This is a genomic window from Hungatella sp., assembly GCF_046966825.1.
Map to the genome: position 1 here is coordinate 1 of NZ_JBKVCZ010000009.1, position 26,510 is coordinate 26,510.

At 40.8% G+C, this 26,510-nt stretch carries 28 protein-coding genes; 25 read left to right on the top strand and 3 right to left on the bottom strand.

Annotation, left to right across the window (positions count from 1 at the left end; all coding sequences use genetic code 11):
- Window positions 1–9: 9 nt before the first annotated feature.
- The 12 genes from ACLTD4_RS04485 (at window position 10) to ACLTD4_RS04540 (ending at window position 7,537) form a co-directional block, all read left to right on the top strand.
- A complete protein-coding gene (locus tag ACLTD4_RS04485) occupies window positions 10–201 on the top strand; it encodes a hypothetical protein (RefSeq protein ID WP_227884461.1) in 192 nt (63 codons plus the stop codon).
- Between the two features lie 94 nt (window positions 202–295).
- Entirely contained in the window at window positions 296–1,807 is a 1,512-nt protein-coding gene (locus ACLTD4_RS04490; protein WP_412331151.1) for a recombinase family protein, read from the top strand.
- Window positions 1,808–1,948: 141 nt separating this feature from the next.
- On the top strand, window positions 1,949–2,611 hold the full coding sequence (locus tag ACLTD4_RS04495) for a DUF6557 family protein (protein ID WP_412331152.1): 663 nt from the start codon (window positions 1,949–1,951) through the stop codon (window positions 2,609–2,611).
- 188 nt (window positions 2,612–2,799) lie between these two features.
- The gene (locus tag ACLTD4_RS04500; RefSeq protein WP_412331153.1) at window positions 2,800–3,483 is read left to right on the top strand and encodes a helix-turn-helix domain-containing protein; all 684 of its coding nucleotides are present in this window, start codon (window positions 2,800–2,802) and stop codon (window positions 3,481–3,483) included.
- A gap of 118 nt (window positions 3,484–3,601) precedes the next feature.
- Window positions 3,602–4,528, top strand: coding sequence for a DNA-methyltransferase (locus ACLTD4_RS04505; protein ID WP_412331154.1), 927 nt, complete (start codon window positions 3,602–3,604; stop codon window positions 4,526–4,528).
- 27 nt (window positions 4,529–4,555) lie between these two features.
- Window positions 4,556–5,083, top strand: a complete 528-nt coding sequence (locus ACLTD4_RS04510) for a metallophosphoesterase (protein ID WP_412331155.1) — start codon at window positions 4,556–4,558, stop codon at window positions 5,081–5,083.
- Window positions 5,084–5,144: 61 nt separating this feature from the next.
- Window positions 5,145–5,618, top strand: coding sequence for a hypothetical protein (locus tag ACLTD4_RS04515; RefSeq protein ID WP_412331156.1), 474 nt, complete (start codon window positions 5,145–5,147; stop codon window positions 5,616–5,618).
- 159 nt (window positions 5,619–5,777) lie between these two features.
- Window positions 5,778–6,032, top strand: coding sequence for a hypothetical protein (locus ACLTD4_RS04520; RefSeq protein WP_412331157.1), 255 nt, complete (start codon window positions 5,778–5,780; stop codon window positions 6,030–6,032).
- Window positions 6,033–6,055: 23 nt separating this feature from the next.
- Entirely contained in the window at window positions 6,056–6,349 is a 294-nt protein-coding gene (locus tag ACLTD4_RS04525) for a hypothetical protein (RefSeq protein ID WP_412331158.1), read from the top strand.
- An 18-nt stretch (window positions 6,350–6,367) separates the two neighbouring features.
- The gene (locus ACLTD4_RS04530) at window positions 6,368–6,844 is read left to right on the top strand and encodes a hypothetical protein (protein ID WP_412331159.1); all 477 of its coding nucleotides are present in this window, start codon (window positions 6,368–6,370) and stop codon (window positions 6,842–6,844) included.
- A 28-nt stretch (window positions 6,845–6,872) separates the two neighbouring features.
- Complete coding sequence (locus ACLTD4_RS04535; protein ID WP_412331160.1) at window positions 6,873–7,235, top strand: hypothetical protein; 363 nt, start codon at window positions 6,873–6,875, stop codon at window positions 7,233–7,235.
- Window positions 7,235–7,537 (top strand): hypothetical protein, encoded by a 303-nt coding sequence (locus tag ACLTD4_RS04540; RefSeq protein ID WP_412331161.1) that lies wholly within the window; start codon window positions 7,235–7,237, stop codon window positions 7,535–7,537. Before ACLTD4_RS04535 ends, ACLTD4_RS04540 begins: the two co-directional genes overlap by 1 nt.
- Before the next feature lie 27 nt (window positions 7,538–7,564).
- Here the strand turns inward: ACLTD4_RS04540 and ACLTD4_RS04545 are convergent, their stop codons facing one another.
- Complete coding sequence (locus ACLTD4_RS04545) at window positions 7,565–8,059, bottom strand: hypothetical protein (protein WP_412331162.1); 495 nt, start codon at window positions 8,057–8,059, stop codon at window positions 7,565–7,567.
- An 87-nt stretch (window positions 8,060–8,146) separates the two neighbouring features.
- The gene (locus tag ACLTD4_RS04550; protein ID WP_412331163.1) at window positions 8,147–8,839 is read right to left on the bottom strand and encodes a hypothetical protein; all 693 of its coding nucleotides are present in this window, start codon (window positions 8,837–8,839) and stop codon (window positions 8,147–8,149) included.
- A gap of 146 nt (window positions 8,840–8,985) precedes the next feature.
- On the opposite strand from ACLTD4_RS04550, the gene ACLTD4_RS04555 reads away from it, so the two are divergent.
- From ACLTD4_RS04555 to ACLTD4_RS04600, 10 genes are all read left to right on the top strand, one after another.
- Window positions 8,986–10,386 carry an AAA family ATPase gene (locus tag ACLTD4_RS04555; RefSeq protein ID WP_412331164.1) on the top strand — a complete coding sequence of 467 codons (1,401 nt, stop codon included), beginning with the start codon at window positions 8,986–8,988 and terminating at the stop codon, window positions 10,384–10,386.
- Window positions 10,387–10,708: 322 nt separating this feature from the next.
- On the top strand, window positions 10,709–12,190 hold the full coding sequence (locus ACLTD4_RS04560) for an IS1182 family transposase (RefSeq protein ID WP_412331165.1): 1,482 nt from the start codon (window positions 10,709–10,711) through the stop codon (window positions 12,188–12,190).
- Between the two features lie 117 nt (window positions 12,191–12,307).
- On the top strand, window positions 12,308–13,618 hold the full coding sequence (locus ACLTD4_RS04565) for a hypothetical protein (protein ID WP_412331166.1): 1,311 nt from the start codon (window positions 12,308–12,310) through the stop codon (window positions 13,616–13,618).
- A 188-nt stretch (window positions 13,619–13,806) separates the two neighbouring features.
- Complete coding sequence (locus tag ACLTD4_RS04570) at window positions 13,807–16,218, top strand: AAA family ATPase (RefSeq protein ID WP_412331167.1); 2,412 nt, start codon at window positions 13,807–13,809, stop codon at window positions 16,216–16,218.
- 158 nt (window positions 16,219–16,376) lie between these two features.
- A complete protein-coding gene (locus ACLTD4_RS04575; RefSeq protein ID WP_412331168.1) occupies window positions 16,377–17,918 on the top strand; it encodes an IS1182 family transposase in 1,542 nt (513 codons plus the stop codon).
- A gap of 665 nt (window positions 17,919–18,583) precedes the next feature.
- Window positions 18,584–18,898 (top strand): hypothetical protein, encoded by a 315-nt coding sequence (locus tag ACLTD4_RS04580; RefSeq protein WP_412331169.1) that lies wholly within the window; start codon window positions 18,584–18,586, stop codon window positions 18,896–18,898.
- A 32-nt stretch (window positions 18,899–18,930) separates the two neighbouring features.
- Window positions 18,931–19,113 (top strand): hypothetical protein, encoded by a 183-nt coding sequence (locus tag ACLTD4_RS04585; RefSeq protein WP_412331170.1) that lies wholly within the window; start codon window positions 18,931–18,933, stop codon window positions 19,111–19,113.
- 45 nt (window positions 19,114–19,158) lie between these two features.
- Window positions 19,159–19,359, top strand: coding sequence for a hypothetical protein (locus tag ACLTD4_RS04590; RefSeq protein ID WP_191230586.1), 201 nt, complete (start codon window positions 19,159–19,161; stop codon window positions 19,357–19,359).
- 35 nt (window positions 19,360–19,394) lie between these two features.
- The gene (locus ACLTD4_RS04595) at window positions 19,395–19,730 is read left to right on the top strand and encodes a hypothetical protein (RefSeq protein WP_412331171.1); all 336 of its coding nucleotides are present in this window, start codon (window positions 19,395–19,397) and stop codon (window positions 19,728–19,730) included.
- A 188-nt stretch (window positions 19,731–19,918) separates the two neighbouring features.
- Complete coding sequence (locus ACLTD4_RS04600; RefSeq protein ID WP_191230585.1) at window positions 19,919–20,137, top strand: hypothetical protein; 219 nt, start codon at window positions 19,919–19,921, stop codon at window positions 20,135–20,137.
- Window positions 20,138–20,353: 216 nt separating this feature from the next.
- Here the strand turns inward: ACLTD4_RS04600 and ACLTD4_RS04605 are convergent, their stop codons facing one another.
- Window positions 20,354–23,041 carry a transglycosylase domain-containing protein gene (locus ACLTD4_RS04605; protein ID WP_002600318.1) on the bottom strand — a complete coding sequence of 896 codons (2,688 nt, stop codon included), beginning with the start codon at window positions 23,039–23,041 and terminating at the stop codon, window positions 20,354–20,356.
- Between the two features lie 328 nt (window positions 23,042–23,369).
- Here ACLTD4_RS04605 and ACLTD4_RS04610 point away from each other — a divergent pair, with 328 nt between their 5' ends.
- Genes ACLTD4_RS04610 through ACLTD4_RS04620 form a run of 3 tightly spaced genes read left to right on the top strand, consistent with a single transcriptional unit; the run spans window position 23,370 to window position 26,449 of the window.
- Window positions 23,370–24,275, top strand: coding sequence for a sugar phosphate isomerase/epimerase family protein (locus ACLTD4_RS04610; RefSeq protein ID WP_181988743.1), 906 nt, complete (start codon window positions 23,370–23,372; stop codon window positions 24,273–24,275).
- Complete coding sequence (locus ACLTD4_RS04615; protein WP_117624402.1) at window positions 24,265–25,035, top strand: SDR family NAD(P)-dependent oxidoreductase; 771 nt, start codon at window positions 24,265–24,267, stop codon at window positions 25,033–25,035. The genes ACLTD4_RS04610 and ACLTD4_RS04615 overlap by 11 nt, the downstream gene beginning before the upstream one ends.
- Window positions 25,036–25,048: 13 nt before the next feature.
- Window positions 25,049–26,449, top strand: a complete 1,401-nt coding sequence (locus ACLTD4_RS04620; RefSeq protein WP_181988742.1) for an ABC transporter substrate-binding protein — start codon at window positions 25,049–25,051, stop codon at window positions 26,447–26,449.
- Window positions 26,450–26,510: the final 61 nt, after the last annotated feature.

Genomic DNA, 26,510 nt, shown 5'->3' on the forward strand with positions numbered 1-26,510 from the left:
GGAGGTACTATGGAGCATATCAGATACAAGAAAGAAACCGAAGTCGTGACTTTTCAGGGAAAGGAAATCACGCTGGAAAATCTCTCCCCGGTGTTCACGCCGGAGCAGGAAGCGGCAAAACGCCGGGAGCTGGAACAGCAGCTTTATGAGGTGTTCCGCAAATATGCCGATAAGCGGAAGAAAGAGGAAGCCGGGGCGTAAGGTTTTCCGAAGCCATCGTTGATTTACGGGGCTGCTGGCAGTATAATAGAATTGTCAGCAGCTCCGTTTCTTTTTGAAGAAAAGGAGCGACAAAATGAATAACAGAATAGACGCAATCTATGCAAGGCAATCGGTGGACAAAAAGGACAGCATTTCCATTGAAAGCCAGATTGAGTTTTGCAAATACGAATTGAAAGGCGGTAACTGTAAGGAATATACAGACAAAGGATACAGCGGCAAGAACACAGACCGTCCGAAGTTTCAAGAACTGGTGCGGGACATCAAGCGGGGCTTGATTGCAAAGGTCGTGGTTTACAAGCTCGACCGTATCAGCCGTTCCATTCTGGACTTTGCCAACATGATGGAGCTGTTCCAGCAGTACAATGTGGAGTTTGTGTCCTCTACGGAAAAGTTTGATACCTCCACCCCGATGGGGCGGGCGATGCTGAATATCTGTATCGTGTTCGCCCAGCTTGAACGGGAAACGATACAGAAGCGGGTGACAGACGCTTACTACTCCCGCAGTCAGCGGGGCTTCAAGATGGGCGGGAAAGCCCCTTACGGCTTCCATACAGAGCCGATTAAGATGGACGGTATCAACACAAAGAAGCTGGTGGTAAACCCGGACGAAGCGGCAAATATCCGGCTGATGTTTGAGATGTACGCCCAGCCCACAACCTCCTACGGGGACATTACCCGGTACTTTGCCGAACAGGGGATTTTATTCAACGGCAAAGAGCTGATACGCCCCACGCTGGCGCAGATGTTACGCAATCCTGTCTATGTGCAGGCAGACCTTGATGTGTACGAATTTTTCAAAAGTCAAGGGACAGTCATTGTCAATGACGCTGCCGATTTTACAGGCATGAACGGCTGCTATCTGTATCAAGGGCGGGATGTGAAGCCCAGCAAAAAGAACGACTTGAAAGACCAAATGCTGGTGCTGGCTCCCCATGAGGGCATTGTCCCCTCCGACATCTGGCTGACCTGCCGCAAGAAGCTGATGAACAACATGAAAATCCAGTCTGCCCGAAAAGCCACCCACACATGGCTGGCGGGAAAAATCAAGTGCGGGAACTGCGGGTATGCCCTTATGAGTATCTTCAATCCCTCCGGCAAGCAATACCTTCGCTGTACGAAACGGCTGGACAATAAAAGCTGTGCCGGGTGCGGGAAAATCATCACTTCGGAACTGGAAGCGGTTGTTTATCAGCAGATGGTAAAGAAACTGGCAAGCTACAAGACGCTGACAGGCAGAAAGAAAGCGGCAAAGGCAAACCCGAAAATTGCAGCACTGCAAGTGGAGCTTGCCCATGTGGACAGCGAGATTGAAAAGCTGGTGGACAGTCTGACGGGCGCAAACAATGTCCTGCTCTCCTATGTGAATGTGAAGATAGCGGAACTGGACGGACGCAAGCAGGAACTTCTGGCGAGGATAGCGGAGCTGACGGTGGAAGCCATCAGCCCGGAACAGGTCAGCCAGATTTCCGGCTACCTCGACACTTGGGAGAATGTATCCTTTGACGACAAGCGGCGGGTGGTGGATTTGATGATTACCACCATAGCCGCCACAAGCGACAGCTTGAATATCACATGGAAAATCTGACGGGCGGAACACCTCCCGTCAGATACCTACCCTGTGTAGTCCCTTGTAAACTGTACTTTAGCAATTGCAAAATATAAAGAATATATACGTGAGAATGAACATCGAGACACTTCAGAATCGGATGACGAAATTTATGAAAAGGTGATTCATAAATATAAAACGAGAATATGTGATGCAGTTAATGAAATGTGTGGATTATCTATCCATACAAATCCTGAAACAATATGTGGAGTCATACGATATAAGGATTTGGATTTGGATGACAATATCATATCCGATTATGATGTTTTTTGCTTCAATAAAAATGATCTTGATAAATACAAACCAGGGATGATCAACAAAGTGAAACAACTGGACGAAATAAAAGAAAATCCACTTAATCCAATCCAAACGTATTGTTTCATGTTTGAGGATTGGAAAGATATCCTCGGATATCAAATGTCGGATGTGTCATTGCATCTGTATCCGATGGATGAAATCATAACGGCAATCATCCATGAACTTACCTGGTTTGGATATGATTATGAGACTTCACAGAAAAACCGTGAGAAGGAAATAGCGGTTTTAGATGACAGGATGAATTATGATCCGGAGAAGTGCATCAGTGCAGAGGAACTGTTTGAACAATTAGAAGCAGAAATTGATTCCTACTATGATGAAACTCCAGAAGAAAAAGCAAAAAGAAAAGCAGACGAGAAAGAAAAGAGGGAACGGACACGAAAAATGGAAGATTCCTTAATTATTGAAAATTATAATTATAAAATTGATTATTGGGATTCTTATTATGTGGAGCAATCTGAATAGTGATTTAGAAAGTAAAAAGAGGCAATGCCTCTTTTTTTGATTTTTTTTAGTTGTTTTGGAAAAATCACTACATACTATCTATGTATTGCAGAATAATCGAGAATTAGCAATCACATCAGCTACTCAGTGCTATCTTAAGGCAGATTGGGAGCTTCAATATAATATTCGTGAAAAGAGAGGAAATTAAAATGATTAAACGTTGTGTAGAATGTAAAACTGAAAAAGATTATCCAAAGTATTTCGAGTTTTGTCCAGTATGTGGTGGAAAGCTTGAAAAGCTTACAATGAAGGAATACATCATGACCATGTATGATAAGGGAACTGCGGTTCGTACAATTGCTGGAAATATCCGTAAGAACCCATTGTTTGTTTGCGACATCATCAACCGTGAGCTAGCAAAAACAAATACTGTACCGAACTATATTCAGACCGAATATATTGATCAGATCAGACCTTTTGTATCGGACAATGATTGGGACGGAAAGTTAAAGCCAATCAAGGAACAGCTTCCAGAGGATTGTACATATGATACGATTGCTTATGTAGCTGACATGGTAAGACGTGAGGGAAGATTATCTCATGAGGAAATGGTAAACTGCGTTGATAACGCAATTCGTGAAGGCAAGTCTCCTGAGGAAATCATGGAGGCGTCTGGAGCCAATACATACATTGTAGAACGTGAAATCGTAAGAATGATTCGCGAAGAGGGAGTAAATGCTACTCCATATATTCAGGCAGAATATGCAGATGATATTGTGACAAAAGCAACTGCCGGTGATTGGGATCGAAAACTCAGAACGTTGAAGGATGGCATGCCGGAGGATTGTAGTTATCTTACAATCAAGGCCGTACTTGCAGCTAACGCTCTTTAAATAAATCATATATAAAACAGGGTTCATACCCTGTTTTTTTATAGAAAAAATAATAAGCCTTTATAGAAAAAACATCCGATACATACTAATTTTAAAATCAAATGAAGGAGAAATTAATATGGAAAGTCTTGCAAATTTAATATTTACCGTGTTTAAATCAAAAGACAAATTCAGCTTGAAAGAATTATACGAAGCTTTTTCAGATAAACCAAATACAACGTTACGGGCGCGGATATATGACAATCTGGGAGTAAAATTTGAAAAGATAGCCAAAGGCATATATTGTACAAAGGATGACAAAAACACATGCCTGTTAATGGAAGATGACGGACGTGATTTATCAATGTTCGAAGACCAATCCATCGACTGTATCATAACCGACCATCCTTGGGATGATAAAAAATCCAATATTGGCGGCGGCCGTAAGTTTGCATTATACAACTGTTTCAATTATACATTGGAGGACTTTAAAGAAAAAGCGAGGGTGTTAAAGGATGGAGCTTTTCTGGTCGAGATTATCCCATCTGAAAATGAGTCCAACTATAAATATCTTTATCAGATCAAACAGTATGCAGAGGAGTGCGGTCTTCTCTATTATTCAAAAGTCCCTTGGAAAAAAGGAACCTTTGTTAGCAATACTGGAAGGAAAGCAAAAAACACACAGGATGTGATGATTTTCTCCAAAGGAAAGGCAAGGTCTCTTAGGTTAGATGCAAAAAAGACAAAGGAAACAGGAACCTCAATGTATATGAGTGGAACGGCCAAAATGCTTCCGACTGAATTTAACCATCAATATGTTTCAAGAAAGGAACGTATTCATCAGGCCGAAATCCCAGTAGCACTCATCGAGGACATCCTTGATTATGTCACGGTAGAAAATGAGATAGTACTTGATCAGTTCGCAGGCAGCGGATCTGTTGGTGTAGCGGCACTTAACAAAGGAAGAAGCTGTATCTTAAAAGAAATAGCAAAAGAAAACATTGATAAGATAGTGGAGCGGTTCAAGGCACTTGGGTATGACAATCAGGTCGTTAATGTTGTTTGATTCAATATATGGGAAAGGAAGATCGTTATGTCGGTTTATTTGATTTCAGATACACACTTTGGAGATGAAGCAATCATACGTTATGAAAAGTGGCCATTTGAGGATAGCAATGATTATTTGGATACATTCGTCCATACTTGGAACCAGACAATCATGCCAGAAGATGAGATTTACCACATGGGAGATGTCTCATCATTAGGAAAAGAAAAAACAAAAGATATCTTAGACCAGCTATGTGGGCATAAATATCTTATTATGGGAAACCATGACAGGCACTTATCTATCATGGATTGGCATGATATCGGGTTTGAGAAGGTATATGACCATCCTGTCTTAATTGATGGATTTGTACTTTTGTCCCATGAACCACTCTATATGACATTAAACATGCCATATGTTAACATATTTGGGCATGTACATGGAAACCCTAATTATAAAGATGTTTCTCCATGTGGTTATTGTGCATGTGGAGAACGAAATAACTGGACGCCTCAACTGTATGATGCCATCTGTTCATTGATAAAAATGCAAAGGAGCAATTTAGTAGGAGTGTGATTTAATTAAGTGAGTTATTCTACATCATATTAAAGTAAATAAAAAACAAAAGGAGAAATATATGGAACAATATAAGGTAAAATTAACACTTGGAGATTGGTCAGAAGATGGTCATGGACATTATGATAGTTATAAATACATATCAAATTATCCAGTCGATATGATTCAGCAGGCATATAAGGACAGTTGTAGGAAAACAGGATTAAGTTTTAATCATAATGAAGATTATACCGGTTTGGGACTAAGACACCGTTCACTGATGCAGATATGGACCGAATATCAATCTTGTGAAATTTCAAAAGAAGCATGTAAGATTTTAAAGAAATATGGGATTGATGCAACCGAATATTTTGATGATATTGATGATCAGTGTATATCTACAGAAGGTGCTGCTGCATTAATCATGGACTTTATTGGGCTTAGTATGCCGCAGGACTGGTCATACAAGCCTGTCAAAGATGACTTTGAAGCAATCAATGGATGGTGGAATGGTAATCTTAACGTACAATTTGGATATGGATTGTACGTTGATTAAAAACCAGTATATGTCAGTTAAACCGGGCAAGTGGATGATTATGGATTTGAAGTAAAAACACAATAAAAGCGGAAATTTCCGCTTTTATTTTTTTAATCGTTAATCGGTTCTGTTTCACTACATTATACTAATATAAAATTAAAAAGAAGGAGAAAACATATGTATATATTAAATGAAACTGAAATCAATAAATTACAGGAACTAAAAGGAACCAGAGGTGGCTCAGATCGTTTCTTTGACATGATTGAAGAAATCTATTCAAATGATGCTGAAACCATGGCAGATATCCATAAATGCAGGGAAATGAAAGACTCTTTAGATTGGATTGAATCATGGCCAGCTCATGAAAAAACAAAAAACATGTATTATGAATATATGGACGAACTATTAGAAAAAATCGGATACCATAAGTAATGGGCTGTGGAGGATAAAGTGAAATGAAAGATGGTATATTTAAAAGTCTTATAATAGACTCATATAAAAAAGCGCAAGAGGGCAATTTGACAGGCATTGTTTATGGCGCACTTTTAACAATTGGTTATTCGGAGATTGAAGATATAAGTAAATTCGTGGAATTCATGAACCCGGATATGCTTCATTTAAAATCAAAACTGACAGATTGTGAGATTGATGTATATTCATGGGAACTGGAAGGCTATAAAGTGAAGCATAGTGAAAATACGATTTATATAAAAGTGAAAAACAAGCCGGAAATTCCGATTATGTATTAATGAATGAGGGAGGTCATAATGACAGGACAGGAACTATATGAAAGAGTTAAAAAAGGCTGGAATCCAACGGTCCGGTTTACAGATTGTGTTGCAGACTCTGACTCACAATACGAAGAAGGTATGATGGGAAAAGTTATCTCTGCTGAATTAGATGCAAATTCTGATTGTGTCATTTTTATAATCGCAGAAGATAGATATGCCGAGTTCAACAAGAAGCAGGAAAAACCTGTTTGGTATGAAAGCCCATATACAGATAACCGTGTGACAAAAAGTGAGCTTGGTGGTAGAAAAGCGAGCGATATCGTCTATGAATGTACAGACATGGATCTTGGCAATTTTGAGATTGTGAATGATGGAAGCCTGCTTCTCTATGAAGAATATTGCAGAGAGAACTCAAACATGTCATATCTTTCGTGGCTGGAAGATACAATCATAAAATTAAAGGGAGAGAGTGAAGAGAATGAAAATCACGAAAATTCAGAAAAAAACTTATGAGATAAATCCGACTGTATGGAGACTGAATATGACGGTAGGTTCTTTAGTTAGTAAAAGAAAGAGCCTACAAATGGATTATCATCCGTTTGAAACTTGTTTCCTATGTGATACGAAATTGGAAGATGATTTTGACCCAAATGTTGCAATGGTAAAAAATCTAGGAAATCGATTTTTTTGTAATAGATGTGGAAAAAAAATACAGACAGATAAGTCGGATAATCCCACATGTGAACCATTGAAAATGGGAGATGATGATATCGGATTAATCAAGAGTGGGAAAGACTATGATATCTGGTATGAACCAATCACAGATATAATGAACGGTTTTGTAGTGAGAAATAATGACGGGAATATTATCGAAATATACACGAAAGAGGAACAGGGAATGTAATGGATGAAAAGAAAATGATTGACAAAAAGGTTCTGATTGAATATCTTATGGAACACTATCAATATCCATGGAAATTTCATGACCTGCTAACTGGAATCAGTGAGTTACCGACAGAACCGGAGAGACCTGAATGGATTCCAGTCCATTGCAAGCTCCCAGTTGTAGAGGGCATCCATGATTGTCTAGTTTTTGATTGCAAAACAGGACAAAGTTTTGAAGATGAATTATACTTTGACTCATCTACCTTTGTATCAGAAGAAGGATGGCATGTGATTGCTTGGAAAAACAAAAGGAGGGATTAGCCTCCTTTTTTATTATCATAAACCATATCACGAATCAACCGGAACATCAGCTGGGTCTTTTACTTCTTTGTAAAATGAGTAATTTCCATTACCAAGATCACCTAATAAGACATAAGTACTTTTATATTGAAATAGCCATAACCGATAGGCATCGGCACAATGACCTAGGCATGTCAAAATGCCAGGTTTCAGATTTTTTAAAGTTCTATCAAGAAAAATAAGTTCTCTTAATTCAGCCGCATCCTTACTCATATCAAGATTCAGCCATAAAAAATCAGTATAATCGATGATAGATACGAAGCGGTAAGTCCCATCATCAGCATATTCTAATAGGACCATATAATCCTTATCAAGTGTCCACGCCTTCTCATTTGGATAATAGCAAAAAATCGAAAAATTCTCATAACCTCTTTCAGCACTTTGAGCTATGTACTCAATGGTTCCATTTCGAATTAAAGAAGTAAGTGTGGGATCATTCTCAATTTCCTTTTTTATTTTTAATATTTTACTAATCAGATTCATTTGATGACCTCCTTATTATATGTTTTCCATTTATCTTTATTTCATATAATATGGAGGTTTGATTTTCATGATAAAAGGATGGAATCATCATGTCTCATCTATGCTGCTTAGAAGTTTCTGTATTACATCTTCTGCGGAAGAACATTTAAAGTAATGTGTGGCTACCTTGTTCCCATTAGTATATTCGATTGTAATACCATCTTCTCTAGAAAGTGTGTTGACTAAATAGTAACCCGAATAATCGTTTGCATTTGAATCGCTAAAACTATACCAATTCCCATAACAATATAACAATGCGGATGGCCCAATTGCCTTTAAATTACAGTATTGGGCATACATAAGTTTCAAGTCATTGTCCTTATCAAAGGTTACGTCAATATAATCACCGGAATCAGCATATTTCTGCTTTGCAACACCATCCGTATATGCAATTATATATTTAAGCGTTTTACCACCCGATAATTTATTGTATTCTTGGGATGTAAAAGATAAATCGTGTTCAGCAATAAGAGTTTCCAGTTCTTCCACTGTTGTATTAGGTGTAAAGGATACAAATAAAGTCTGTAACGTATCATATTCAACCACCTTAATATCCTCAGTCTCTGGGACCGTGGCTGGTTCTGTGATTTTAATATTTGGTATAGAAACCTCCGTTTCGACATTGGCTGTTTCCTCTACCACTATATTATCTGTAGTTTCAATTGTTTCTGAATGAGAAGCACAACCAGTGAAGATTGTTGAGATGACAAAAAAAGTAATTAATCCTCGTTTCATAATCATAAACACTCCCTCTTATTTTATCTGTTTTAATTATAACACATAAATATGTAATTGGCTCAATAACCATTCGGGTTGTTTATTTCTTTTAACGGCTAAAAGCATGACATACTATTTGTGTCACTCACTAAGTCAAGAAGGAGAATATCATGAAACAGATTACGAAAATTGCTTTAACCGGTGGTCCATGTGCAGGTAAAACAAGTGGAATCAGTTGGATCATCAACTATTTTACAAATAAAGGTTACAAAGTGTTAATTGTATCAGAGGCAGCAACTGAATCCATTAATGGAGGTGCAAAACCATGGGAGGTTTCCACAGTTGCTTTTCAAACAGGTTTATATCACCTCATTAAATCAAAAGAACGTTTTTATGAGAATCATGCAAAATCACTGGATTCAGATAAGATATTAATTGTATGCGATCGAGGATCTTTGGATGCAGAAGCATATCTATCACCAGAGGATAAGGAGAGATGGTTAGAGGAACTAGGATTGACTGAGACAATGATGATGGCTGATTATGATGCCGTATTCCATTTGGTAACAGCTGCAAAGGGAGCAGAACAGTTTTATGTATGGAACAATCCTGATTCAGATGATAAAGGTAATAATGAAGCCAGATCAGAATCTCCAGAATTAGCAGCAGAAATTGATGATAAAACAATTGCAGCATGGACAGGGCATTCCCATCTTAGGATTATTGATAATTCTACTGATTTTGATAAGAAGATGCTAAGGCTTGTAACGGAAATTGCTTCTTTTTTAGGAGAACCCGAACCTTTTGAAATCGAAAAGAAATTTCTGATTGAGTATCCGGACATTAATATCCTTGAATCACTTCCAAACTGTCAGAAGGTTGAAATTTTACAGATGTATCTGATGAATAATGATACGGATGAAGTGCGTATCAGGCAGCGTGGTGATGGGAATGATTTTATATACACAAAAACAACGAAGAAAACAATTACTGGATTAAAAAGGGTAGAAAAAGAAAAGAATCTATCAAAGGAAGAATATCTAAAAGAGATGTTGAATGTGGATTATACGTTAAACCCAATTAGGAAAAGCCGATATTGTCTTTCCTATTTAAATACATACATTGAGATCGATATATATCCATTCTGGGATAAGTATGCCATTATGGAAATCGAACTGGCAGAAGAGGAGGATTCTTATCAAATTCCAGATTTCATTCATGTCATCAAAGAGGTTACAGAAGATGAGTCATTTAAAAATGCGGAACTTGCAAGACAGTCTATTAAGGAAGCTTATCTGGATGGAAAGATTGACTGTGCTCACTCATGCTTTAAGTTTATGGATAAACAGTGTAAAAACCAAAAATCAAGGGTTGATAATGCAGAAGATGAATATGAAAGAATGAAAAAAGGGTGCCATTTTGAAGATGAAATGAGTTTGGTTGACTCTTCCAAGGAGGATGTATTGAGTGAAAAGGCAAAACTTGATGCCTATGTTGATATCAAGATATCTATGGAAAAGTGGTGGAGGAAAGTGCGGCACGAAAAAACAGAATTTAATCAGAGGGAATGATTATGTATAATGAACATGTTTATTGTAAAGAATATCGTGAACTGAAGGATACAATTATTAATATCCTAAATGGAGATGATACGGACACAGATATATCTGAATTGGAGGCTAGAATCCAGGATATTTATGAGGAAGGCAAAATGCCCTCTAGCCAATATGATGATTTAATGTCTTATATCTTTGATTTGTTATAATAAAGGACCCATTTAGGGTTCTCAGACTGTAGACAACTAGCCTCCTAATAGGAGGCGGTTGTCTTTTTTCTTTCACTCAGGATTTCGATGTAGTATAATAGTACTATACGAAAGTGAGGTTTTTTCTTATGATGGGGAAAAAAGATTATTCAGAACGTTCTCAGGTACAGATTGCAAGCCTGGATGACCTCGTCCCTTCCGGTCATCTGGTTCGAAAGCTGGAGGAAGCCATTGATTTAAGCTTTATTTATGACGAGGTTAAAGATCTCTACAAACCTTATGGCAGGGAAAGCATTGATCCCGTTGTATTAATGAAAATCGTGATCCTCCAATACGTGTTTGGCATCCCTTCCATGCGCAAAACAATCAAAGAGATTGAAGTGAATCTTGCTTACCGCTGGTATCTGGGATACGGCCTGTATGAGGATATCCCTCATTTCTCTACCTTTGGGAAGAACTATACCAGACGCTTTAAGGATACGGATCTTTTTCAAAAGATATTCTCCCGGATTCTAATGGAGGTGGATGCCTGTGGTTTCCTGGATACGGAAAGTCTTTTTATTGATGGTACCCACATCAAAGCCAGTGCAAACCCTCATAAATATCAGAATGAAACCATGGAAAAAGAAGCCCGATGTTACGAAAAGGAGCTGCAGGAGGAAATAGAGAAGGACAGGCTGGAACACGGGAAAAAGCCATTGAAAGAAAAAGAGTCCACGCCAGAGACCATAAACAAAAAGGTCAGCACTACCGATCCCGACAGTGGCTGGTTCCACAAAGGGGAACACAAGCAGGTGTTTGCTTATGCAGCCAATACCTGCTGTGATAAAAATAATTATGTCATAGATTTTGAAGTGACAGCAGGGAATGTCCACGACAGCGTATCCTTTTGGGAACTGTACCGGAAAGTAAGCGAACGGGTAAAATATCCTAAATACTATGTAATGGATGCAGGCTATAAGATACCAGCAATCGCAAGAACGCTAATCGAGGAAGGAAAGGTTCCGGTTATGCCCTATAAACGTCCAATGACAAAGAAAGGGTATTTTCGAAAAAGCGATTATGTATATGATGAATACTTTGACTGTTATTTATGCCCGAATAATCAGATCCTAAAATACAGCACAACAAACCGTGATGGATACCGAGAATACAAAAGCGATGGAAAAAAGTGTAAGGATTGTCCGTACCAAAACCAATGTACAGGAAGCAAAGACCATGTAAAGGTGGTAAGCCGCCATGTATGGGAGGGGTACATGGAAAAGGTGGAGGAAATCCGTCATCAGACAGGGATGAAAGAAATCTATCAGAAACGGAAAGAAACCATCGAACGAGTCTTTGCAGACGGAAAAGAAAAACATGGAATGAGATATACACAGTACAGAGGATTGGCAAAAGTGACAATGGAGCTGACCCTTTTATTTGCATGTATGAATCTAAAGAAACTGGCAATCTGGAAATGGAGAAAGGGCGGGCTAAGGAAACCCTGTTCTTTTGTCTGTATATTCGAACCAATATATCTCTATATAAAATTCAAAATGGTTCCGGGTGCATCGCACCAGGAACCATTTTGTCTACAGTCTGAGGACCCATTTAGGGTTCTTTTTTAGTCCTGGTTAACATATTTGTAATAAAATTGTAATGTTTTTCCATCAAATCTACAATTTTATCTAGAACTTTATTTCATACTAGTATATGCAAAACAAATTATAAAGGAGATATTGTATATGAATAGAAATAAAAAGTTAATCGCTATTTTGTCAACTGCTGCAGTTCTTGCATTAGGCTCATCTATGTGTTCTTTTGCTGCTACTGGTTGGCAAGCTGACGGATCTACTTGGAAATATTATGATAGGGACGGATATACAGTCACAGACCAGTGGAAGAAATCAGGTGATGAGTGGTATTATCTTGACAGTGATGGAAGAATGGCTGTTAACGAACTGATTGAAGACGGAGATACCTATTATTATGTTGATGGCTCCGGTCGGATGGTAAAAAATCAGTGGCAGTATCTGGAGGATGAGGATGGTGAGTTCTACTGGTTCTATTTCCAGAATACAGGTAAAGCCAAAGACGATGGTTTCTTAACGGTTGACCAGCACAAATATCATTTTACAGATGGAAAGATGGATGAAGGCTGGTTACAGGATGACGACGATACATACTATTTAAATTCAGAACATGATGGAACATATGGTTCTGTAAAGACTGGATGGGTATATATTGACGACTTCGATGATGATGACGATGTTAATGCTGACGAGGAAGGTTGGTATTACTTTGGTACTAATGGAAAAATGGTAACGAATGAAGAAAAGAAAATAAATAATGCCTACTACGTATTCGATGAAAACGGATTGATGCTTGATAACTGGGTAGAATTCACAGAAGGGTCTACTGCAACAAGTTCGGATGCCTCTTCAGACACCAGCATCTACAAGTATTACAAAGCCGGAAACGGTGCCCGTGTAGATGGATGGCTTTATCTTGATGATATGGGAGAAGAGGATGAAGGAAGAGAAACAGAAGAGGGTTGGTATTACTTCAAGAAAGGTATTCCATATTCAGCTTCCTACAAAACAACTGAAATCGCTGACAATTATGGTGTCGCAAAGATTAACAGCAAGGTTTACTGCTTTGATGATTTAGGAAAGATGGTAACTGGTAAGGTTGAAGGTTCTGATGATAATTGGTTCTATTTTGATCCGGATAGCGGAGCAATGAAGCAGGGTAAAGTCAAGATTACAGATGATGATGACCTTGATGATGGAACATATTACTTCAATGATAAAGGTTCTCTTGGTGAGAAGGGTGAATCTAAGACTGGTGTTGTAAAAGGATACTTATATGATAATGGTGAGTTAGTTGAAGCCGAAGACGGTATGAAATACGAAAAAGTAACCGTAGGCGGTAAGGATTACTTAGTCAATGAATCAGGTAAGGTAAAGACATCAGGCACCGTAAAAGATGGTGATGATGTTAAGTGGACCGTCACAAAAGATTCCAATGGTGATTATATCATCACAAGGGAATAAGATAGATTATATCAAAAAAATAAAGGCAAAGCTGTGAAATTCACGCTTTGTCTTTTTTATTTTATCTTAAAATATTTTCCAACATTATCTATGTATGAAATGAAAAAGGGAGGTAACACATTTGATGAATAAATAAGTCAATGATGGAGCCTTACCATAAAATTAATTGATTATAAGGAGAAAATAAAATGAGTGTATTATATAGCAGCAGAGCAAAAGAGGTACTGGCAGAGGCAGAAAAAATCGCAAAGGAAACAGGCGGAGTTCTTGGAGCACCGCATGTAATGAAAGCAATCATGCAGACAAATGATTTTAAATCATCCTATCCGGATGAAGGCGATTCATATAAAGAATTGAAATTATTTGTTGACCATTATATTAAGACATATAAGCCAACAAAAGCAATTGGAGATAAAGGCTTCGACTGGTATCTGATTGAAGAAAATGTTTTCAAGGCTATTCACAAATTCACAAAAATGGTTGTTCCATCTTCCACCATCATGATTGCACATATGTTTTTAGGTGTATGCGCAAACACAGAGTACTTCCGTCTTGAAGATTTCCTGGAATCTTATGGTATCAACAAAGCTGATCTATTCATAAAAATTGCGACCTATCAGGAAGTTGATAGTGATTTAGTAAAAACCAGTGAGATTGATAAGCTTGACTTTACAGTTAATATTGATGTGGCAAAAGCTGAAATTAAAGTCCAGAAGAGGAAAAAGACGGACCCAATGGAAGGTGCACCTGAGGAGATGCCTGACCCGGTTGCTGAACTAATGGCAGCCATGATGGGTGGCAGTCCAAGAAGTGAATCAAAAGCATTTAATGAATATTGTAAGAATCTCGTGGAAAAAGCAAAAGAATATAAAAAGCCATTCATCGGGAGAGAGGATGTCATTGAGAGGACACTACAGGTTTTATGCAAAGCCGAAAAATCCAATCCAGTACATGTCGGAGAACCAGGTGTCGGTAAGTCTGCCGTGACTCTTGGAATTGCAAAAATGATTGCAGATAATACCGTACCGGATGTACTAAAAGGTTCCCAACTATTTGAACTTGATATCACAGCAATTATGGCTGGTTCAAAATATCGAGGCGATGTTGAATCGAGGATGAAAACTGTGATTGATACGCTGGAAAAGATGGATAAACCAATCCTTTTCATTGATGAAATCCACATGATCATTGGTGCTGGTTCCTGCGGCGGAGATTCGATGGATCTTGCCAATATGTTGAAGACACATCTGGTAGAAGGCAAAATCAAAGTGATTGGAGCAACCACATACAATGAGTATCAAAAATACATTGAAAAAGATCCTGCTCTTGCAAGACGTTTCCAGAGGATTGATATTGCTGAACCATCCATTGATGATGCAATTGAAATCATAAATGGACTCAAGGAAGGATATGAAAAATATCACTCTGTTACATATACGGATGATGCAATCGAGGCATCTGTAAAGTTGACAGCAAAACATATCCATGACAGATTTCTTCCAGATAAAGCGATTGATATGATTGACGAGGCGGGCGCTTATGTCGACATCCACCCGGAGCATGGTAACGTAATCAATGAAAAGGATATTTCTGACATCGTATGCACAGTATGCAAGGTTCCAAAGAAAAGCCTGGAAAAGGACGACCTGGAAATGGTAGCTGACTTAGAGACCGAACTTGGCTCAAAAGTATTTGGCCAGGATGAGGCCATCCAGAAGGTAACTGAATGTATCCAGATGTCTAAATCGGGTCTTGGTGATGAAAATAAGCCGATTGGTGTATTCTTATTCGTAGGGCCATCCGGTGTTGGAAAAACAGAACTCGCAAAAACAATCGCAGATACAATGAGTATGAAGCTTTTAAGATTTGATATGAGTGAGTATTCAGAAGCACATACCGTATCTAAACTAATTGGTGCTCCAGCTGGATATGTTGGATATGATGAAGGTGGTGTACTAACAGACGCATTACTAAAGTCTCCATATTCCGTGGTCTTATTTGATGAGATTGAAAAAGCACACAGAAGCATTTTCAAAACATTCCTGCAGATGTTCGACTATGGTATGATTACTGACAGCAAGGGACACAAGGTAGACTGTAGGAATACAATCATTATCATGACATCCAATGCAGGTGTATCTGATGCAAACCGGCCAGCAATCGGTATTGGCAGAAGCAGCACAGGTTTGAATGAGGAAGCTATCAATACTGCGGTTAAGACACTGTTTACAACTGAATTCCGGAATAGATTAAGTGGCATCATTTCCTTCAATTCCTTAACGTATGAAATGACCGTACAGATTGCAAAAAAGGAATTAGATGAGTTAAGTGAGAAGTTAGTGCTTCAGGGCATCAATGCAACCTTCACTGAAAGATGTATCAAACAGATTGCAGAACTTGGAACATCTCCAGAATATGGAGCAAGAGAGCTTAAAAGGGTTGTTGACCAGAATATCCGCAGGATGTTTGTAAAAGAAATCATTGCCAAAACAGCACCAAAATTCTGCACCGTTGACTATGATGAAACATTTATGATTATTCCAACGCCTGTTATTGAAACAGAAGAAAGTACAGAAGATGGAATTGAAATGCATGAATAAAAGAGGCTTATGCCTCTTTTTTATGATAAAAGGAGGCTTTTAAAGGCCTCCTCAGACTGTAGACAACTAGCCTCCTAATAGGAGGCGGTTGTCTTTTTTCTTTCACTCAGGATTTCGATGTAGTATAATAGTACTATACGAAAGTGAGGTTTTTTCTTATGATGGGGAAAAAAGATTATTCAGAACGTTCTCAGGTACAGATTGCAAGCCTGGATGACCTCGTCCCTTCCGGTCATCTGGTTCGAAAGCTGGAGGAAGCCATTGATTTAAGCTTTATTTATGACGAGGTTAAAGATCTCTACAAACCTTATGGCAGGGAAAGCATTGATCCCGTTGTATTAATGAAAATCGTGATCCTCCAATACGTGTTTGGCATCCCTTCCATGCGCAAAACAATCAAAGAGATTGAAGTGAATCTTGCTTACCGCTGGTATCTGGGATACGGCCTGTATGAGGATATCCCTCATTTCTCTACCTTTGGGAAGAACTATACCAGACGCTTTAAGGATACGGATCTTTTTCAAAAGATATTCTCCCGGATTCTAATGGAGGTGGATGCCTGTGGTTTCCTGGATACGGAAAGTCTTTTTATTGATGGTACCCACATCAAAGCCAGTGCAAACCCTCATAAATATCAGAATGAAACCATGGAAAAAGAAGCCCGATGTTACGAAAAGGAGCTGCAGGAGGAAATAGAGAAGGACAGGCTGGAACACGGGAAAAAGCCATTGAAAGAAAAAGAGTCCACGCCAGAGACCATAAACAAAAAGGTCAGCACTACCGATCCCGACAGTGGCTGGTTCCACAAAGGGGAACACAAGCAGGTGTTTGCTTATGCAGCCAATACCTGCTGTGATAAAAATAATTATGTCATAGATTTTGAAGTGACAGCAGGGAATGTCCACGACAGCGTATCCTTTTGGGAACTGTACCGGAAAGTAAGCGAACGGGTAAAATATCCTAAATACTATGTAATGGATGCAGGCTATAAGATACCAGCAATCGCAAGAACGCTAATCGAGGAAGGAAAGGTTCCGGTTATGCCCTATAAACGTCCAATGACAAAGAAAGGGTATTTTCGAAAAAGCGATTATGTATATGATGAATACTTTGACTGTTATTTATGCCCGAATAATCAGATCCTAAAATACAGCACAACAAACCGTGATGGATACCGAGAATACAAAAGCGATGGAAAAAAGTGTAAGGATTGTCCGTACCAAAACCAATGTACAGGAAGCAAAGACCATGTAAAGGTGGTAAGCCGCCATGTATGGGAGGGGTACATGGAAAAGGTGGAGGAAATCCGTCATCAGACAGGGATGAAAGAAATCTATCAGAAACGGAAAGAAACCATCGAACGAGTCTTTGCAGACGGAAAAGAAAAACATGGAATGAGATATACACAGTACAGAGGATTGGCAAAAGTGACAATGGAGCTGACCCTTTTATTTGCATGTATGAATCTAAAGAAACTGGCAATCTGGAAATGGAGAAAGGGCGGGCTAAGGAAACCCTGTTCTTTTGTCTGTATATTCGAACCAATATATCTCTATATAAAATTCAAAATGGTTCCGGGTGCATCGCACCAGGAACCATTTTGTCTACAGTCTGAGGAGGCTTTTAAAGGCCTCCTCTTTTTTCTATTCTTCAATTTTTACCCATTCACTACCCATTCACAATCATCATTGAGTTCATAGCCCTTTTCTTCCATCTGGGATTCATCAATTTCCTCACTACATACAGGGCAGCGGTCTGTACTTAAGATTGATTCAATTGGAATAAAATTCCCACATATTTTACAATAGATAGACGGGCCATTGCAAATAATAAAAACATACTATTAAAAGTACACCTAAGGATGACGATACAGAACGCGTTGACTATCGAACAGCATATTTTGATGAAATAACGCCAGTAATTATTCCTTCAAAATCTGTTATCAATCTAAATCTACATGATGGAGTATGGAATGATGATTCAACTTTTTTTATATGGAAAACTAACTGTGTCTATTTTACATATAAAGATGAAAGAAATAGGATAAAGCGGGTTCCAATAAAAAAAGAAGCTTATATAGATTATTTTAAAAACCATAAATGAGAGGACTATGCTTAACCTGGCAGGTCCTTTTTTAATTATCCGTTCAATTTGGAATCGACCATATGTTCCTTTGACATTGACGCTAGCATTAAACTATGCTATCCTATACACAAGGATTTAAGCCGAGAGTCTATGTGAATGTCCGAGATAAAACAGCCCAAATGTGCGGTATAAAATGGACAAAAAGAAGCAGAGAGAAGACTGTAGGATTAAGTTCCTATGGTCTTTTTGTTTTTGAAAATCCAAAGCAAAGGAAATGAATATGAAACAGGAATTGAAAATAGGAAATTGGATAGGAATAGGGATGAGTGAGGTATGGTTTTCTGTTTTTGATAGTGAAAAATGCTGTTTCCATTCAAAAACAGAAATTGTTCACGATATTGGAGATGCTCTTTCGGACTGCAGAAAAACACCAAAGATTAAAAAAATAGAAAAGGGTGTATATCTATATACTCCTAAATCTTGCGATACAGGACATTTTGATAAGAGTTTCTTTATTATCAAAGTAACTGAGGAAAATTATGAAAAATATAAAAAGATGATTGAAGAAGAAACGGAAGAAGATATAAACGACTAGGTTAACATAGTTGGAAAGCAAGGAGGATAATGATGAATCGAATCATCGAAATCCTAATGAAACGTGATGGGAATACAGAAAAAGAAGCAGAGTCACGTCTGGATGAAGTAAAAAACATGCTGGAAGAATGTAATTATGATGCTGATGAAGCTGAAAACATTGTATTGGAACAGCTGGGATTGGAAATGGACTATCTTGAAGATATTTTATTCTAAAGCCTTTGCTTTATAGATGACAGACTTAAAATAGGAGACAAAACAATGGCAAGATTTAGTGGAAACATATTTGGCGCAGAAAATATGGAGAATGAAAATGAAATAAAAAAATGTAGTGTTTATCTACAGGAATGTTTGACACCAGAAGAATTACAACAGTTACGGGATGACTATAATAGCCAAAAACAACCTGAAATATGGTGGAAATATGTCTTTGAACATGTCAATGTTTCCTATAATAAATAATCTTGGAATACATAAGAACGAATAAAGGAGAAATTATGATTAGATGGAAATATAAGCTTGAAGACGAAGGACAGAAGCTAAGAAGCCTGATTGATAAGGAAAATACGATTGAAACAATTGTGTCTGTATACAACCAAATGGAAGTCTGTTTAAAATTACTGTTAAATAAAATGGTCCAACAGGATATAGATAAATGGAAATATGATATTGATGCATTAATAGAAGATATCCAGATGTCATGCCCGGATATAGAAGATCCTGGTCTGATTTACAATGATGAGGAAGCTATCTTAAATAGTCATTTAAAAGAATTCTATGATTTATGTGATGCTATCCGCGTATGGATTGGACTGGATGTAGCAACAATGTAATCTATATCATAACAACATAGTCACAGACGCACCAGAATGGCTGTATTCAGCTTGGAAGATTAAGAGGGTAGAGATTATAAAAAAGAAACTAAAACTGGCTACAGAGTCAAATGAAGAAGATTATGATGCCATAGAAATAGGAAGTTGCCGTGATTTAGTATAGACGAATAATAAAGGTGGATATAGAAATGAGGATTACGAATCGTATTCTTGGATATGAAGCTGAATACAACAATGGAAACTACATAATCAAGCGTAATACTATCCTAGCACAATTTACTGATATAGAGCCAATTCCCAAAACGGCGAAAGTTTATAAGAAGGGAAAAGAAGAAAAGCCCAAAAACGAATTCTGGGCTTCTAAACCACATGATGGAATTTGCTTATTGACAGATTGGCCGTATTAACTAAGCCTTTTCTGTTACTAAATATGGAAGAAAGACTGAATACTATTGTTCTTCATGATAAGATTCGTGTTCACAAGACCCTATTTAAATAGGATTGTTTTTGTTCGGATAAACATACCATTTTGTCTCGGACATTCACAGAAGAAAATAAAAACACTGGAGGACAGCCGGGATTCGGACTGATAGTCTCCAGTGTTTTTTATTGTTTAAATGTACTTACTGCGCCCCCGGACTCACCTGCATCGGAGATCCCGTAGTAGGTGCCGGACTGGTCTGTGTGTTTGGCGACACATAGCCGGGGCCGTAAGGCAGTGTTCCCGGAGCTACCGTCTCCGGCAGTCCGGTGTCATCCGTAGGCGGGATAATGACAGACGCCTCGGTGTGGATCGGGCAGTAGCCCGGCATTGCAAATACGGAATCGTCCGTAGTACCTTCTTCGCCGGCCGGCAGCGCCATAAATACGGCGGTCGTCCGTTCCGGACAGAATGGGGTGGGCAGACAGTGGGATTCCGCGCATACCGTCGCGCGCACGTGATTGTTGCACACGTCCGTGGGAACGGTTCCCTTGGCAAAATATTCCGTGTATACCGCGTTGCCCCTCGGGTCGTTGGTGCAGACGCCGGAGACGGGGAGTTTGCCGGATTTACGGCAGATCTGTGCGGTCTCCACGCTGTCCGGAACCGTAAATCCGGGATCGGACATTCCTTCGTGAACGCGGGTCATGATCTTTTTCCAGATGGCCTTATGGAAGGTCGTTCCGCCGTTCTGTTTGGTCAGCTTCTGGTTGCTGTCACAGCCGCCCCAGATTCCGGCGGTATAGTACGGAGTATATCCGACGAACCAGATATCATTGTTGGAAGTAGTCGTTCCGCTCTTGCCGGCATTGGACATGCCGGGAATATTGGCCGATGAGCTGGTAGAGCTGGGGCCGGCGCCCGGACGGGCAAACTTTCGGCTGCTTTCCATGGAATCCGCCATGGCATCCGTCAACAGGAATGCCGTGGAATCTTTTAACACGCGGTGGGTCTCAGGCGTGTTGTCGATCAGCACCTTGCCGTCGTGATCGATAATCTTCGTAAAGAACACCGGCTTTGTGTAGACGCCGCCGTTGGCGATAGTGGCATAGGCCGCCGTCATCTCCAGGTTGGACACGCCGTCGGTGATCCCACCCAGGGCCAGAGCCGCGTTGTAGTCCGTATCGGTCAGCGATGTGATGCCGAAGTTCTTCGCGTATTCCACACCGAGCTGCGGTGTAACGGTCTCCATCAGACAGCGGACCGCAATGACGTTCATGGAATAGATGATACCGTCCCGGATGCTGGAATAGCCCTGATAACCGGAGCTGTACCAGTTGGAGAAGGTCTTCTTGCCAACCGTGAAAACCGAATCGTAATAGACAGTACCCAGCGTCGCGCCGCACGTATCCATGGCGGGGGCAAACGCAGTCAGCACCTTGAAGGTGGAACCAGGCTGACGAAGGGTGTTGCTGGCACGGTTTAGGGTAAGACTCGCGGTCTTTTCCCCGCGCCCTCCGGCGATGGCCTTTACCTGTCCCGTCTTCTGATCCATGATCACGAAGGAGGCCTGAGGCTGAAGCGTCTTGTGAAGGGATTCGCCGATGACGGTGTCGCCTTCCTTTAAAATACTGTTCTTGTAATTGTCTATATCGGCCTGTATCTTTTCTTCGCTGTCGTACAGACCGTCATAGCCGCTGTCCCCGTTGTCACGGTGGTAGCGTTTCAAATTCTCTTCGGAGTAGTGGGTGGTGGTACCGTCTGCCCCGGTGACGGAAAGTCTGTATTCGATGGAATAGCGGGCCGCCGAATAGTTGTCGGGGTTGTTGATCTCCTCATCTACGATGGACTGAATCGTGGGGTCCTGTGTCGTATAGATGGAGAGGCCGCCGGAATACAGCATGTTGTGGGCCTGGGTGTTGGTGTAGCCAAGCTTTTCCTTCATGGCATCCTGCACCTGTTCCACCAGCTCGTCCGTGAAATAGCTGTAAGGTGTGGAAGTCTCTTTGGTGACAATTTCCACATCCTGAATCCTGGAATAGACGTCGTCCGCCAGCGCTTCCTCCTGTTCTTCCTTGGAGATATAGCCCTGATCCACCATATACTGCAGGATGACCTTCTGCTTGTCGGAGTTGGCCTTCTGTCCGGTAACCGGATTGAATTTTGACGGGTTCTGGGTGATGCCCGCAAGCACGGCGCATTCGGACAGCGTTAAGTCGGACACCTCTTTATTAAAATATCTCCTTGCCGCTACCTTGACGCCCAGAGAATTCTTTCCCAGGTTGATCGTGTTTAAGTAGTTGGTAATGATCTGCTCTTTTGACATGGCGCTGTCCAGTTTGACGGCCAGATACCATTCCTGCATCTTCCGTTCCAGCCGTTCCCCGAAGCTTTTTTCCATTCCCCCGCCAAAAACGCTGTTTTTAATCAGCTGCTGGGTGATGGTACTTCCGCCGCCGGCAGAGGAATCGCCTGTCAGCACGCCTTTTACCGCACGCATGATGGAGCGCAGATCAATTCCGTTGTGCTCCCAGAATCTTGCATCTTCATATGCTACGAACGCATTGATTAAGTTCTTGGGCAGTTCGTCGTAGCTTGCCTCCTCACGGTTGGAACCGGCGGTGACGAGAGTCTCGGTCACATTACCGGCACTGTCATACACCGTAGTGGCGTATTCGTTTGGAACAATGGTTGCGATATCGACGTCAGGAGCATTGTCTATGATTCCTTTAACCATGCCAAATCCGATACTCCCGGCGACTACCAGGCAGAACAGGCACAGCACGAACAGACTCTTTAAAAAGGCAAGAAAAACCCGGCTGGTGTATTTCTTCGCTTTTGAATTGACGGATTTGATCTTTTTCTCCGTCTCATGTTTGCCATAGTTCATAGGAAACCTCCTTTACCGAATCATTATACCAGAGAATGAAAATCAATTCAACACTTACCAGTTTTGGAAGAAATTGCAAAGATTATACGTGGATTCAAACTAATTACTAAACTCTCATCTGAAATGTGGAACGTCCGAATTGCTTTTTTAATAATTTAAATTATGATAATACCTGAAGAAAATTATATAAATGTGATATATTTTGGATATAGTATCCTGAAAAAATTAGCTATAATAAATGTAAAGCTGGCCGGCTGGTAATGAAACTGAGAAAATATATACAAAAAACATAAGGTGAGATATGGGAAAAGAGAGGTGTTTAGATATTATGAAAATTGGTATCCATTTTGGCCATTGGGGGAGTTTTTATGGTCAGCTGGGAGTGCGGGAATGTTTGAAACAGGCAAAAGAAGCCGGAGCTGACGTTTTTGAGTTTTTTCCTACGGAAGAGATGTTTGCACTGGAAAAAGAAAAGATACGGGATTTAAAGAAGTATATGGAGGAACTGGCCATTGCACCGGCGTTTACCTTTGGATATCCGGCCGGCTGGGATATGGCCGGGGACGATGCAGGGCTCAGAGAAAAAGCAGAAGAGCATTTAAAGCGCGCCATAGAGGGAATGGGAGTATTGGGAGCTGCCGATATTGGCGGGATTGTATATTCCAACTGGCCTGCCGACTATTCAGATCATATCATTGAACCGGATGAGAAAAAGAGGAAGACGGAAAATTGCATAAACAGTTTAAGGAAAGTGATGAAAACGGCTGAAAATAACGGAGTGACTGTGAATCTGGAAATAGTAAACCGTTTTGAGCATTATCTCATGAATACGGCCGCAGAGGGTATGGCGGTCTGCAAGGCGGTGGGAAGTCCCAACTGCAAACTGCTTCTCGATTGTTTCCATATGAATATAGAGGAAGATAATATCCCGGAGGCAATCAGGAGCGCCAAAGGATATATCGGTCATTTTCATGTGAGTGAGCCGAACCGGAAAGTGCCGTTCCATACGGATAGAATTCCGTGGAGAGAGGTCGGACAGGCGCTTGAGGATATCGGTTACGATAAGGCAGTTATCGTTGAATCATTTTATAAGACCGGCGGTGAGCAGGGACATAATATGAGAATGTGGAGAGATCTGGCTGAGGACCTTTCCATGGAAGGACGGTTAAAACTGGCGGCAGAGGGGATACAGTATATTCGGGATCAATTTGGAGGGACAGAAAATGGTATTTGACAGAATGAGTTTAAAATCCAAAACAGCTGTCGTAACAGGGGCTGCCCATGGGATTGGAAAAGCCTGCGCGCTGGCGCTGGCAGAGGCAGGAGCTGATGTAGCAGTCATCGACTTAAAAGATACGGTTTTTCATACTGCAGATGAAATACAGGCGATGGGCAGGAAATCTATCCCCATGATTGCAGATATTACGGATGAAAAACAGATCAATGAAGCAATAGAAAGAGTCACCGGAGAATGGGGAAAGCTGGATATCTGTTTCTGCAATGCAGGGACTTTTCAGGACATTCCGGCAGAAGATATGCCGTTAGAAGAATTTGAACGGGTGATCCGGGTCAATTTGACAGGGGCTTTTATTACCGCAAGAGCGGCGGGAAAAGCCATGATACAGGGAGGTATTCCGGGTTCCATCATATTGACCGCTTCCATGTCGGGCCATATTGCCAATATTCCGCAGTGCCAGTGTGCATATAATTCTTCAAAAGCAGGCGTGATTATGCTGGGGAAGAGTCTGGCGATCGAGTGGGCCAGACATAAAATCCGCGTGAATACAATCAGCCCGGGATATATCAGAACCTGGAGCGACGAACCGTTAAAGCCTGAGGAGATTGGAACTTCTAATTTTGAGCAGTGGACGCCGCTGCGCCGCTTTGGAAGCGCGGATGAGATTCAGGGACTGATTGTTTACCTGGCTGGAGATACCTCCAGTTTTGTTACTGGTTCTGATTTTGTAATTGATGGGGGCTATACCGCATTTTAAGGAGGAGAATACGATGATGAAATATAGGAAAAGAGCAGCAGGAATTATTTTATGCGCAGCGATGGCAGGTAACTTACTGACCGGGTGCAGTACCAGTCAGAAGACGGAGACAGCGGCGGAATCAGTGGGAAGCGAGGCTGCACAAACGCAGCAGGCATCGGAAAAAGCGCCGGAGAAGCCGTCCGGCAGTATACCGAATATTCGCCTTGTAAGCTGGCAAACGCCATCAGATCCAAAGACAAAGCCGGTTTACGATGCGGTTGCGGAATTCGCCGAAGCCCATAAATCGGAATTTACACTGGAACATGAAAATATTCTGGGCGATGAACTGAAGGCTAAAATCAAGACGGATGTGGCCAGCAATACAGTTCCTGACGTGTTTCTTTATTGGGGAAGCGGAGGCAATTCAGCCATGCTGCTGGATGCGGATGTGATTATTCCTTTTGATGAGTATCTGGATGCCTCAGCCCAGATTAAGCGGGATTTATTTCCGCAGGAGTCGTTTGCACGCACGTCGGCTGGCGGAACTCTGGCCACCATTACCGGGGGCCTGGAATATGGAGTGTGGTTCTGCAATCAGGAACTGTTTGATCAATATCAGCTGAAACTGCCGGAAACCCTTGACGATATGATCGAAGCCGGCAAAGTATTTAATGAAAATGGGATTGTCCCGTTTGCAATGGGATCGAAGGGCGGTAATCCGGCTCACGAATTTGTGGCGGAAATCTTAGGCCAGATGCCAAACTGCGAAGAAGATTTCCGGACAATTAACGAGGAATATACGGTTGACACGCCAAATATCAGAAAGACGCTTGAGATAATCGAAACGATGCGGGAAAATCGTCTTTTCCCGTCTGATACGATCTCCATCGGTGACTGGAACCAGCATTTTGCAATGTATAATGAAGGGAAGGCGGCGATGATTTACGCCTGGACCTGGCAGCTTTCCAATATGTCACAGGAAATGGCTGATAAAACCGTGATAATCCCAGCTCCAATTATGCCGGGAGGAACGAGAGATACGACTAATTTTGCCAGATCCGGCGGAGATATGGGGTATGTAATTTCGAGAAATGCATGGGATGATCCGGCAAAGAGAGAGGCAATTATTACACTGGTAGACTATCTTTATTCCAAAGAAATTCAGGAACTGACCCTTTACAGCGGCGGCGGAATCCCCTCCAGGCTGGATATTGACGTAGATGCTTCCAAGGTATCAAAAGCGAAGCTTGCAGAGGTAATCGATTTTGCGAAAGGGAAAGATTCGTGTCCGAATCTGCCTCAGGCGTGTCCTAAGACAGAGTGCTGGACTGATTTCGCAGATGGGATTGACGAGCTGATGGCCGGAATCAGTACACCGGATCAGGTAATTGAAAATATAGACAAGTCACTCGCTGCGGCGAAGGAAGAGTGATCATGAGAGCGTCCGGGAATCCATTCCATGTATGGTTTCCCGGACCACATGGGAAAGGGGG

Coding starts and splice junctions, on each gene's coding strand:
- ACLTD4_RS04485 (WP_227884461.1), top strand. CDS start 10: ATGGAGCATATCAGATACAAGAAAGAAACCGAAGTCGTGACTTTTCAG.
- ACLTD4_RS04490 (WP_412331151.1), top strand. CDS start 296: ATGAATAACAGAATAGACGCAATCTATGCAAGGCAATCGGTGGACAAA.
- ACLTD4_RS04500 (WP_412331153.1), top strand. CDS start 2,800: ATGATTAAACGTTGTGTAGAATGTAAAACTGAAAAAGATTATCCAAAG.
- ACLTD4_RS04505 (WP_412331154.1), top strand. CDS start 3,602: ATGGAAAGTCTTGCAAATTTAATATTTACCGTGTTTAAATCAAAAGAC.
- ACLTD4_RS04510 (WP_412331155.1), top strand. CDS start 4,556: ATGTCGGTTTATTTGATTTCAGATACACACTTTGGAGATGAAGCAATC.
- ACLTD4_RS04515 (WP_412331156.1), top strand. CDS start 5,145: ATGGAACAATATAAGGTAAAATTAACACTTGGAGATTGGTCAGAAGAT.
- ACLTD4_RS04520 (WP_412331157.1), top strand. CDS start 5,778: ATGTATATATTAAATGAAACTGAAATCAATAAATTACAGGAACTAAAA.
- ACLTD4_RS04525 (WP_412331158.1), top strand. CDS start 6,056: ATGAAAGATGGTATATTTAAAAGTCTTATAATAGACTCATATAAAAAA.
- ACLTD4_RS04530 (WP_412331159.1), top strand. CDS start 6,368: ATGACAGGACAGGAACTATATGAAAGAGTTAAAAAAGGCTGGAATCCA.
- ACLTD4_RS04535 (WP_412331160.1), top strand. CDS start 6,873: ATGACGGTAGGTTCTTTAGTTAGTAAAAGAAAGAGCCTACAAATGGAT.
- ACLTD4_RS04540 (WP_412331161.1), top strand. CDS start 7,235: ATGGATGAAAAGAAAATGATTGACAAAAAGGTTCTGATTGAATATCTT.
- ACLTD4_RS04545 (WP_412331162.1), bottom strand. CDS start 8,059: ATGAATCTGATTAGTAAAATATTAAAAATAAAAAAGGAAATTGAGAAT.
- ACLTD4_RS04550 (WP_412331163.1), bottom strand. CDS start 8,839: ATGATTATGAAACGAGGATTAATTACTTTTTTTGTCATCTCAACAATC.
- ACLTD4_RS04555 (WP_412331164.1), top strand. CDS start 8,986: ATGAAACAGATTACGAAAATTGCTTTAACCGGTGGTCCATGTGCAGGT.
- ACLTD4_RS04560 (WP_412331165.1), top strand. CDS start 10,709: ATGATGGGGAAAAAAGATTATTCAGAACGTTCTCAGGTACAGATTGCA.
- ACLTD4_RS04565 (WP_412331166.1), top strand. CDS start 12,308: ATGAATAGAAATAAAAAGTTAATCGCTATTTTGTCAACTGCTGCAGTT.
- ACLTD4_RS04570 (WP_412331167.1), top strand. CDS start 13,807: ATGAGTGTATTATATAGCAGCAGAGCAAAAGAGGTACTGGCAGAGGCA.
- ACLTD4_RS04575 (WP_412331168.1), top strand. CDS start 16,377: ATGATGGGGAAAAAAGATTATTCAGAACGTTCTCAGGTACAGATTGCA.
- ACLTD4_RS04580 (WP_412331169.1), top strand. CDS start 18,584: ATGAAACAGGAATTGAAAATAGGAAATTGGATAGGAATAGGGATGAGT.
- ACLTD4_RS04585 (WP_412331170.1), top strand. CDS start 18,931: ATGAATCGAATCATCGAAATCCTAATGAAACGTGATGGGAATACAGAA.
- ACLTD4_RS04590 (WP_191230586.1), top strand. CDS start 19,159: ATGGCAAGATTTAGTGGAAACATATTTGGCGCAGAAAATATGGAGAAT.
- ACLTD4_RS04595 (WP_412331171.1), top strand. CDS start 19,395: ATGATTAGATGGAAATATAAGCTTGAAGACGAAGGACAGAAGCTAAGA.
- ACLTD4_RS04600 (WP_191230585.1), top strand. CDS start 19,919: ATGAGGATTACGAATCGTATTCTTGGATATGAAGCTGAATACAACAAT.
- ACLTD4_RS04605 (WP_002600318.1), bottom strand. CDS start 23,041: ATGAACTATGGCAAACATGAGACGGAGAAAAAGATCAAATCCGTCAAT.
- ACLTD4_RS04610 (WP_181988743.1), top strand. CDS start 23,370: ATGAAAATTGGTATCCATTTTGGCCATTGGGGGAGTTTTTATGGTCAG.
- ACLTD4_RS04615 (WP_117624402.1), top strand. CDS start 24,265: ATGGTATTTGACAGAATGAGTTTAAAATCCAAAACAGCTGTCGTAACA.
- ACLTD4_RS04620 (WP_181988742.1), top strand. CDS start 25,049: ATGATGAAATATAGGAAAAGAGCAGCAGGAATTATTTTATGCGCAGCG.